This window comes from Adlercreutzia muris, assembly GCF_008831045.1.
In the GTDB taxonomy this organism is placed as follows: Bacteria; Actinomycetota; Coriobacteriia; order Coriobacteriales; family Eggerthellaceae; genus Adlercreutzia; species Adlercreutzia muris.
Map to the genome: position 1 here is coordinate 1 of NZ_WAJS01000051.1, position 9,275 is coordinate 9,275.

6 protein-coding genes and 1 pseudogene are annotated in these 9,275 nt (G+C 61.0%); 3 read left to right on the forward strand and 4 right to left on the reverse strand.

Annotation, left to right across the window (positions count from 1 at the left end):
• Positions 1–416: 416 nt before the first annotated feature.
• The 3 genes from F8D48_RS10850 to F8D48_RS10860 form a co-directional block, all read right to left on the reverse strand.
• The gene (locus F8D48_RS10850; protein WP_151431989.1) at positions 417–851 is read right to left on the reverse strand and encodes a Panacea domain-containing protein; all 435 of its coding nucleotides are present in this window, start codon (positions 849–851) and stop codon (positions 417–419) included.
• Between the two features lie 212 nt (positions 852–1,063).
• Positions 1,064–1,756 (reverse strand): flavin reductase, encoded by a 693-nt coding sequence (locus F8D48_RS10855; RefSeq protein WP_151431991.1) that lies wholly within the window; start codon positions 1,754–1,756, stop codon positions 1,064–1,066.
• Between the two features lie 81 nt (positions 1,757–1,837).
• Complete coding sequence (locus F8D48_RS10860) at positions 1,838–3,370, reverse strand: PspC-like choline-binding domain-containing protein (protein ID WP_151431993.1); 1,533 nt, start codon at positions 3,368–3,370, stop codon at positions 1,838–1,840.
• Positions 3,371–3,586: 216 nt separating this feature from the next.
• Here F8D48_RS10860 and F8D48_RS10865 point away from each other — a divergent pair, with 216 nt between their 5' ends.
• Together F8D48_RS10865 and F8D48_RS10870 are read left to right on the forward strand one after the other, a co-directional pair.
• Entirely contained in the window at positions 3,587–5,368 is a 1,782-nt protein-coding gene (locus tag F8D48_RS10865; protein ID WP_151431995.1) for an NTP transferase domain-containing protein, read from the forward strand.
• A gap of 3 nt (positions 5,369–5,371) precedes the next feature.
• Positions 5,372–6,316, forward strand: coding sequence for a DMT family transporter (locus tag F8D48_RS10870; RefSeq protein WP_151431997.1), 945 nt, complete (start codon positions 5,372–5,374; stop codon positions 6,314–6,316).
• 91 nt (positions 6,317–6,407) lie between these two features.
• Here the strand turns inward: F8D48_RS10870 and F8D48_RS10875 are convergent, their stop codons facing one another.
• Positions 6,408–8,423, reverse strand: a complete 2,016-nt coding sequence (locus F8D48_RS10875; protein ID WP_170272808.1) for a GH25 family lysozyme — start codon at positions 8,421–8,423, stop codon at positions 6,408–6,410.
• Positions 8,424–9,039: 616 nt separating this feature from the next.
• Between F8D48_RS10875 and F8D48_RS12300 the strand changes: the two are divergent.
• Positions 9,040–9,275, forward strand: a pseudogene (locus F8D48_RS12300) (choline-binding protein A); the annotation flags it as partial.

Consider the following 9,275-nt stretch of genomic DNA (forward strand, 5'->3'; position numbering starts at 1 on the left):
TATGATCGCGCATGGAGGGTCCTTCCTCTCCGTCTCCGGCCTAGACAACCCGAGAGGATACAGGAGGGGCCCTCTTCCTGTGGCACAGGGGAGCGACCCGGAATCCGGACAAAGTTAACTCACACCGCTCTACTGTGTCGTTCGACATATTCTTTCAGCGTGCCCAAATTGATAACGAGCCTATCAGCTCTTCTGAAGATTTTTCTAAAATCCTCTTCAGTCTGTGGCGTTGTTTCACCATAAAGACACCGCGAAACCCCTGAGTAATGATGCCTAAATCCTTCCTCGGCATATAGTATGCAAAATGCATCTGTATAACGAAACACGGCTTTCTCGGACTGTTCTACATTCACATCGTCACGCGAAAGATCTAGGAGAAGCTCCTCCAATTTTCGCTGGCAGTCCACAAACACCTCCTAAGAAGCGCTACTGATGAGATCTTTGGAAATGATGGCGCTATCGCCCCTTAAATCCATGGTACGTTTCCACGGAGATCCTTCAGCATGGGCTTGCTCCACAAGAGCCCAAGGGGCTTTTGCGCGACACACTTTAATGATCGGATCAATGACACAGCTATCCTCGCTGCTGATTTGCTTATGCGGAGCCGTTGGCTTTCTGGTAATTTTACCGCCTCCCCAAATGGAGAAAAGACGATAAATGCCAGGGACAACAGGGCCATATTGCCATGCTTCAAAATCATCCTCGAAGAGCCATTTTGACTTCTCGCTAAAATAGCCCACCTGGACAAAATACAGGATCTTCTGAAGCTGAAGGTTGCTCACCGGGTCGTTCGCGTCAATACTCGTATTCACAATATGGCAGGAAACATCAAAAGCAGTGTAGTTGAACATAATGCCCTCCCATCAATAATCAAACAGTACTATACATAAGAACAGACACCTTACTGCGAGCAATCTGCCTAGCAGTATAAATAGTCCTTGATTGCCTCTGCTCTATTATCGTACATTTGTTTGTTTTTGTCAAAGAAACTGATTTGCACAGCCGAAATTCCGGCCCTGACGACGGTTCGCAACCAAGGTCTTCTCCCAAATCCGCAGTTACCCTACAGCTCCACGCGCTCGAACATGTCGGGGCCGGCGCCGCAGATGGGACAGCGGTAGTCGGCGGGCAGGCCGTCGGGATAGCCCTCCTCCACGTAGCCGCAAAGCATGCAGCGCCAGGCGACACGCTTGCCAGCCTCGGCGCCAACAGCACCCTCCCCCGTCGCGGGCGTGGCCGGAACCTCGTCGCCGCCGTTGTAGGTGGCGGCCTTCGGCGGCGTCTTGCCGCCCTTCACCGCATGGTAGTGGGCGTAGGTCAGCGCCGAACCCTCGGCCAGCACATCGGCCTCTTCCACCACGCCCACGAACAGGTAGTGGCCGCCCACGTCGATGGTCTCAGTAAGGCGCACCGAGAAGCGGGCCAGGGCGTGATCGAGCACGTAGGGAATCTCGGCGCCGTCCTCGCGATAGCTGCAGAACGAGAACTTGTCGGTATCGAGCGAGCTGTGGAACCCGAAGGCGCCGATGAGCTCCATGGGGGCCTCCTCGGCCAGCACCGTGGCGGCGAAGCGGCCGGAGGCGATCACGCTGGCCGTGGTGGCGTTCTCCTTGTTGAGGGACACTGCCAGCGTCGGTGGCTCACTGGCCACCTGCACGAGCGTGTTTACCACGCAGCCGCAGCGCCGCTCCCCCTCCCGAGCCGTAATGAGGTACAACCCCGAGGACAACGAGCGAAATGCTTTGCGATCAATCATGGAAGTTCCTTTCTGGCAGGCCGACGGCCCCGTTATTCCCTGTCATTATACGCCTTCAGGCCCCAACAGACCGGCCGCTCCTCACAGCGCCAAAGAAAGACTGCCCCCAGTCTCCTGGGCCCACTCCTCGCATGTCGCCTGAGCCTGATCCGTCAGGGGATTGCCCGTGAGCACCAGCACCTCGAGACTGGGCAGCGCGAAGGGGTCGAAGGTGGTCAGATGCTGGAAGGGCAGCTCCACCGTTGTGAGGGACGTGCATCCCGCAAGGCTATAGCCTTGGTTGGTCAACGGACCGAGGGTCGTCACATTTGCGCCGCGCCGCGCAATGGAGAAGGTCTCCAGGTTCGCCGCAGAGGCGAGGTCGAGGTAGGGCATGACGCCATCGGTGGCCTGATACTGGGCCGAGAACACCCTGAGCGATCCCTTGGAGAGGGCAAACACACGAGGCAGTGCCCCGAAGTCAAGTACTTCGAGATGCGACAGCGCCGAACCATCGAAGGAGGCCAAGAGCCCGCTCTCCCGAACGCTCAGATAGCGGAGCTGGCCGGCTCCCTGGCAGCGAAGCTCCCTCGGCGCCCCGCCCACAGACAACCAGCGCAGATGCCCAGCTTGAGAGGCATCCACGCGATCGAGAATCCAGCGCGGATCGGCGCTCGCTGCCCCAGGCTCACTGAGATTCGCATACACCACCGGTACCCCGTCGATAGCATCGGGAATGACCACGTCCTCGCCCGAAGCACCCTTATAGCCGGTTATATACACCCCGCGACCGCAGGCGTAGCCCCGGGGATAGGCGTAGCCGCCGGCGGTAAGCACCTCGAAGCCGTCACCGGGAAGCGTCACATAGGCTTCCCCCGATGCGTCAACCGACCCCGTCCTCACCTGGGCGGGATCGTTGCCATCATCGACAACATAGTCGCCCACGGCATAGACGAAGCGGTCGGACGGGGTGGGCGCGGGTGCTGGGTCGGAGGGCTTGGCCGGCTCCACATAGCCGGGAATCCACGCCCCATCGGCGCCCACGTAGTAGCGCCCCACCCAACGGCTCCTCGCCATGGCCCCCGAGGATCCGACATAGTAGTCGCCGATCCAGCGATTCGCCACCATGGCGCCCGAGGGCTCCATGTAATAGTACTCGCCGCCAATCCACTGCCAGTCGGTCTTCATGGCCCCCGAGCCATCGAAGTAGTACCACAGCCCCTGAACCTTTTTCCAGCCCGTGGCCATGGCGCCGGAACCAGGGCTCAGGTAGTACCATGTGCCCCCGACCTTCTGCCACCCTTCGGCCATGGCGCCGGAGCCCTTGAGGTAGTACCAGGTACCACCCACCTTCTGCCAACCGGTGGCCATGGCGCCCGAGCCCTTCAGGTAATACCATGCGCCCCCGGTCTTCAGCCAACCGGTTTGCATCCACCCCGAGCCCGTGAAGTGATACCAATTCCCTCCGATATGCTCCCAGCCCCGAGCGTAATCACCGTCGGCATACTCGTACCACCAGGCGCCATCGTGGCCCCGCCACGACGAACCGGCGGCGAATGCCGCAGGCGCAGCTCCCCCCACCATGAGAGCGGACAGAACCAGGACCAGAACCCCGCGACCGACACGATAGCCCATAGGTGCCTCCCTTCAGCGCAATGACCTCTCTATTGTCCCCCATTCCCCACCTCGCCTCCGACGAGACCGCACCGTTGTTTTTCAGCTGTGACGATTTCGCCTACCCCATAGCCTCCCTTATGTTCATTTTTATACCATTCAAAATGATTTTGAACATTTTTTCTTGATCGTGGCGTACAATGCAACTATCGAACAGAACGAGGAATCGAGGAATCGTTGACTATAAGCAAGAATGAATTCCTGGTGCTGAGGGAGGTCGTCCTGCATCCCGGTTGCGCCCAGCGCAAAATCGCGGAGGCAACCGGCCTCTCCCTCGGCAGCGTGAACGCCGCCGCCAAGACGCTGACTGCAGCGGGGCTCATTGACGAAGGTGAGGCCACTGAGGCCGGCGGGAAGGCCCTGGAGCCCTACCGCGTGGAAAATGCCATTATCCTGGCCGCAGGTCTGTCCTCCCGCTTCGCCCCCATCTCCTACGAAAAGCCCAAAGGTCTTCTGAAGGTGCGGGGCGAAGTGCTCATCGAACGCCAGATCGAGCAGCTGATCGCGGCCGGTATCACCGACATCACCGTGGTCGTCGGCTACAAGAAGGAGTACTTCTTCTACCTCGAGGACAAATTCGGCGTATCCATCGTGGTGAACCCCGACTACGCCTCGCGCAATAACAGCTCATCGATCAAGTGCGTGGAGGACCGCCTCGGCAACACCTACATCTGCTCCTCGGACGACTACTTCATCGAGAATCCCTTCGAGCCCTACGTCTGGAAGGCTTACTATGCCGTAGAGTACGCTGAGGGGGAAACGACTGAATGGTGCATCCAGACCGGCGCCCACGACCGCATCACCGCTGTCACCATCGGCGGGGCGAATGCCTGGTACATGATCGGCCATGTATACTTCGACCATGCCTTCTCCCGCGCCTACGTGCCCCTGCTCGACGCCGTCTACGACAACCCCGCCACCATCGACAAGCTCTGGGAGCACATCTATCTGGACCACATCAAGGACCTCGACATGGTGGCCCGACGCTACCCCACAGGTATGATCTTCGAGTTCGACAGCCTCGACGAGGTACGCGAGTTCGATCCGATGTTCCTGGAGAACCTCGACTCGGAAGTATTCGACAACATCGTGGCCGTGCTCGGCTGCTCCAAGGGCGAGATTCACGACGTGTACCCCCTCAAACAAGGGCTCACCAATCTGTCGTGTCACTTTGCCACCAACGAAGGCGAGTACGTGTACCGTCACCCCGGCATTGGCACCGAGGCCATGATCGATCGCACGAGCGAGAAGGAGGCGCAGAAGATCGCCCATGACCTGGGCATCGACGACACCTTTATCCACGAGGACGAGCGCGGATGGAAGATATCGCGCTTCATCCCGGACGCCCGCAATCTCGATCCCCGCAACGATGGGGAGGTGGCCCGGGCCATGCGCGTGGGCCGGATGATCCACGAGTCCGGTGCCACCGTGGACAACACCTTCGATTTCTACACCGAGAGCAAGCATTACGAGGCGCTGCTCGCCGAGCACGGCCCCATCGATGTACCCGGCTACCGCGAGATGGCCGAGATGGCCCAGCGGGTCAAGGAATTCGCCGACGCCGACGGTGCTCCCACCTGCCTCACCCACAACGACTTCTTCTACCTCAACTTCCTCATCGACGAGGATAACCACCTCTACCTCATCGATTGGGAGTACTCCGGCCTCGCCGACTACGCGAGCGACTTCGGCACCTACGTGGTGTGCTGCGAGTGCTCGGAACAGGAGGCACTGCGGGCCCTGGAGCACTACTTCGGCCGCAAGCCCACCTTCGAGGAGGTGCGCCACAACTTCGCCTACGTGGCCCTCGCCGGCTGGTGCTGGTACGTATGGAGCCTCGTCAAGGAGGCCGAGGGCGATTTTGTGGGCGAGTGGCTCTACATCTACTACAACTACGCGAAGAAGTACCTCGGAAAAGTGCTGCGCTGGTACGACGAGTCGTTCTACACGGAGGGATAGACTATGAAATACGGACTTGCGAGCGGTTGCCTGTGGGGCTTGGACACGGTCATCCTGGGTATTGCGCTCACCATGGTGCCCTTCATCGGGACGGTCGAGGCCATCGCACTGGGAGCCATCGTCAGCTCGGCGCTCCACGATGTGTTCTGCGCTCTTTGGCTCCTTCTGTACATGGGTGTGCGCGGCCGCCTGGGCGACACGTTGGCGGCCCTCAAGACCCGCAGCGGAAAGGTGGTCATGCTCGGCGCCCTGCTCGGCGGCCCCATCGGCATGACCGGCTATGTCATCGCCATCAACAACATCGGCGCCGGCTACACGGCCATCATCTCCTCCTTCTATCCGGCCTTCGGCACCCTCATGGCCGTGCTGCTGCTGAAGGAGAAGATCACGGCCGGTCGTGCCGTGGCCCTGGCCGTAGCCCTCGGCGGCATCATCGCCATGGGATACCTCTCTTCCGACACCACCGTTCCCGGCGATGCCACCATGGGCCTTATCGCCGCCATCGTCACCGTGGTCGGCTGGGGCTCCGAGGCGGTGCTCTGCGCCTGGGGCATGCGCGACGATGCCGTGGACAACGAGACGGCCCTTCAAATTCGCGAGACCACGTCGGCCATCGTCTACCTCCTCGTAGTGCTTCCCCTCTTCGGCGCCTGGGCCTTCACCTGGAGCGCCCTGCCCACCTTCGGCGTGGGCGTCGTGGCCCTCGCGGCCCTGGCCGGCACTGCCTCCTATCTCTTCTACTACAAGGGCATTGCCACCATCGGCGCCGCCAAGGGCATGGCCCTGAACATCTCCTACTCCGCTTGGGCCGTGCTGTTCGGCCTCATCCTGCTGGGCACCGTGCCCGGCCCCGTCGAGATCGTCTGCTGCATCGCCATCCTGTGCGGCACCGTGCTCGCCGCCTGCGACTGGAAGGAGCTGTTCAGCCACAAGAAGCTGGAGAACTAGCAGCCTCCATTAGACAGCCCCACACAAGAGAGCCTCCCGGCCATCGGCCGGGAGGCTCTCTTCATGAAGCAAGACTCGGGAGGGAGCGGACCTAGCGCGTCCTATCCCACAAACCCGAGGCATTTACGTGGTAGCGGCCGATCCAGGTGTTGGTGGCCATGGCGCCCGATCCGGTAACATAGTAGTTTCCGATCCAGCGATTCGACTGCATGACACCGGAGCCGTTGGAGTAGTACCAGGAGCTTCCCACCTTGTACCACCCCGTGGCCATGGCGCCCGAGCTCTTGAGGTAGTACCAGGCACCGCCGAGCTTCTGCCAGCCGATGGCCATGGCACCCGACGACTTCAGGTAGTACCAGGTCGATCCTACTTTGGCCCAACCCGTAACCATAGCACCAGAGGACTTGAGGTAGTACCAGCTGCCACCCACCTTCTGCCAGCCGGTGGCCATGGCGCCCGATGACTTCAGGTAGTACCACGTGCCCCCCACCCTCTGCCAGCCGGTCAGCATGACTCCGCTGCTGTTCAGATAGTACCAGCTGCCGCCCACTTTCTGCCAGCCCGTGAGGTTCTGCCCCGACGACCCCTTCAGATACCATTTGCCGCCCGAGCTCACCCAGCCCGTCTTCACGGGAGTCGAGGAGTTCACCGAAGACGACCCGGTGCTCACCAGTGCGCCCGAGCTATCGAACGTGTAGGTCTTCCCATCGATGGTGCGCGTGCCCGTAACCATGGCACCGGAGGAAGGCAGCAGGTAGTACTGCTTGCCGCCGATAGTCTGCCATCCCGTCTGCATGACCCCATAACCATCGAGGTAGTACCAGGTTCCCCCCGTTTGCACCCAGCCGGTGCGCTTCGCGCCGTCGCCGCCGAGGTAGTACCACTTGCCACCGAGAAGCTCCCAGCCCGTCTGCATGACACCAGCGCTGTCCATGTAGTACTGCTTGCCCGCAACGGTCTGCCAACCGGTGAGGTTGTTACCGCTGGCATCGCGAAGGTACCACTTGCCGCCGACGCTCACCCATTCCGTGCGCTGAACCGTCGTCGCGCCGCCCTTAAAGTCCACGAAGGCGAAGTTCACATCGCAGTACTTGCGCGGGGTGCCGCTCACCAGCCCGATGCTTGTGAATTGCCACACATCGGTGTTCTCCACACCACTGGACTGAGCGCCCCAGGAATAGCGGGCGACCCAGCGGGACCAGCCGTTTTTCGCCATGTTCTGGGCGCTGAAGATCGGGTCGGTAAGCACGTTTTTGAACCAATCCTGGTTCGCATAAATGCCCACGCGATAGCCCTTTGCCTGGAGGGCATCGCAATAGGCTGTCGCAATCTTACCCAGCATGGCGCTGGGGAGCGCCCGCTGGCTGGTGTCCTCCATGTCCAGATATACCGGCAACGCCATATCCCCGGGCTTCAAACCGGCCGCCTCCAGCTGCTGAAGCGTGTTCGTTACCTCATTGGTCACCGAGAAGCGATCGCCTTCGAGGTAGAGAGCGCGCGAGTACACATATACGCCGATTTTGATGCCCTGGGCTCGGGCCCCCTGCACGTTCCGCACGAACCACGGATCAACGAAGAACCGACCGCCGGTACCGCCGTCTCCGATGCGGATGATAGCGAACGTCACGCCATCGGCGCGCATCTGGGCCCAGTCGATGGGCTTGTAGACGCCGCCCTTCTCGTTGTTGTAGTACGAGATGTCCACACCCAGCTCCCGCACGCCGGGCACCTTGATGATGGTACCCGCCTCATTAGGGTTGCGGCGATCCGTATAGGTGTTGATGCCGTTGCTGCGGCTCCAGGTAGCGCGATAGCTATCCGGCACATCGACGAAGGCGCCGTAGGGGGTAATGCCCGCCTCCTCCGCCTCTTCAAGCCAAACATTCTCGGGAATGCCGTCGATGTAGCGCCAACTCTGAGCCAACTCACCCTCTTCTGTCTGCTCCACCTCCGGCAGATCGGCTCCGCTCTCCGCAACCTCGCTGGACAGATCCGCCAAGGCCTCCCCGCCGCCATCGGCAGCAAGGGCAGTAGCCGGAACGAGACTTCCCGCCAACACACCGGAAAGGGCAAGCGATAGAAACCGTCGAGAATATGTCGTAGCCAAAGGGCACCTCCTACTAAAGTAAGGGCACGCGACCATAGTCAACGACAGAAAGCGCAGGCCGCGTGCTCGATTACGGTTCGTTGACAGCCTTTTGAGCGACCCATACTAGCATCCATCGGCCCGCTCTTGAAGCCCCTCCATTGACGAAATGCCAAAAAACGACTATAACCGTGTAATTCAAACAGAACACCGAAGGAGAGAATCCATGGTCACAGCCCTATACTCAAAGAAGCTGACCGCTCTCGGGCTGGCAGCGCTCCTTGCCCTCGGCAGTATTCCGGCATCGGCCCTGAGCGGCCTCCAACAGGCCTGGGCCGATAGCGTCGACGGCATTGAAGTCCCCGCCGCCGGGCCGGATGCCACGCAAGCGGACAGCGGAAAATCCAATAGCGGCGACGTTGTTGACCCGAGTTCCCAGCCTGATCCTACCCCCGACCCGGCCCCGGAGCCCGAGCCTGATCCGGCACCCGAGCCCACCCCGGAACCGAAGCCCGAACCCAAACCGGAGCCCAAACCAGATCCGAAGCCGGAGAAACCCTCTCTCCCCGCTCTCAAGGCTGGATGGAACAAGCTCTCGGGAAAATGGTACTGGGGCAACGGGAACGGCAAGCCCCGCACCGGCTGGCTGAAGACCGGCGGTGCCTGGTACTGGCTCGACCCCTCCCGCGACGGCCGTATGGCCACGGGCTGGGCCCAGGTGGATGGGCGCTGGTACTACTTCAACGGCTCGGGCGCCATGCAGACCGGCTGGCTGAAGCGCGGGTCGTGGTACTACCTGAACGCGAGCGGCGCCATGGCCACGGGCTGGAAGAAGGTCTCCGGCACCTGGTACTACCTGAACCCCACCTCGGG

Bases quoted from the DNA above. Each gene is read 5' to 3' on its own strand.
- F8D48_RS10850 (WP_151431989.1), bottom strand. From the start codon at position 851: ATGTTCAACTACACTGCTTTTGATGTTTCCTGCCATATTGTGAATACG.
- F8D48_RS10870 (WP_151431997.1), top strand. From the start codon at position 5,372: ATGAAATACGGACTTGCGAGCGGTTGCCTGTGGGGCTTGGACACGGTC.
- F8D48_RS10860 (WP_151431993.1), bottom strand. From the start codon at position 3,370: ATGGGCTATCGTGTCGGTCGCGGGGTTCTGGTCCTGGTTCTGTCCGCT.
- F8D48_RS10855 (WP_151431991.1), bottom strand. From the start codon at position 1,756: ATGATTGATCGCAAAGCATTTCGCTCGTTGTCCTCGGGGTTGTACCTC.